Annotated in this window: 1 protein-coding gene; it reads right to left on the bottom strand. The window is 41.8% G+C overall.

What is annotated here, in order from left to right; genetic code table 11:
• Nucleotides 1-453: 453 nt before the first annotated feature.
• Nucleotides 454-971: MFS transporter (locus tag ACYVTD_RS14045; protein WP_461248346.1), on the bottom strand; the 518-nt coding region annotated here is incomplete at its 5' end.

Here is a 971-nt window from a genome sequence, read left to right on the forward strand (position 1 = left end):
GCTTTATGCTCTCTGCGTTGTTATTCCCAATCGTGATCAAAAAAATTAATAGTCAACAGTTACAATTTATGGCTCTCGGCGCTCTGGCGGTAGTCGGCGTGGTACTGGTTATCATTTTAAAGTTAATGAACTTAAAACAAGTAAAAGAAACGGAATAAAAAAGCGTAATTACTTCTTTCCTTGTTATGCCCTTTGCGGCTTTGTATTATTTCTCTGATAACAAGAGGAATTAGCATTTCTAGTGTCGCCTTGAATTGAGTGTCAACCATTTGTAACTTCAATAAAATTTGTATATTTTATAAAAGAAAGAAAACGTTCCGACACAAAATCGAGAGTTCTGGGTGAGGAGCGAAGTTCAGAGGATTTTATTATTTGGTCGCTACCGTGGTATAGGGTCATGGTTTTAGTCTTCTAAATTATACAACTTATACATCGTCTGAATCAATCGCCATATTATAGCACAAAATTAAGTTTTTTGAACACGATTGGGAATAACAACGCAGAGAGCATAAAGCCCACCATCACCGCGCCGTAGTTAGAGCCGATGTTTTTAATGCCGAAATTTTCGGAAGTAAGAACGGGATACAGTCCTGAATAGCCGCCGTAACAGAAGGCGACTACTGCGATGATCACTATCAGAAGAATTCCGCTGGCGAAACAAAGTCCGAACGCGCCTAGTGCTGTTGCGGCAAGAATGATTATATCTGCCATTTCGCGTCCGATTTTATCGGACATAAGCGGCGCGCCAAGCCTGCCGAGCGCGTTGGCTATACCAGTGAACATAACAAGCCCCGTTGCGAAAGAGGCAAGGTCTCTGTTTATCGCCAATTCTTTGAGGCTGGGGAGAATAATAAAAAATACAGAAGTACCAAACATAAGGGACAGCGCGATCAGATAGAAGCGCGGTGTTTTTAGCATTTCGAGAGTTGTGTATTGTTTGCCTTTCAAAACAGGCGCGGCAACATTGGGGA

Source organism: Treponema sp. R6D11 (assembly GCF_054786075.1).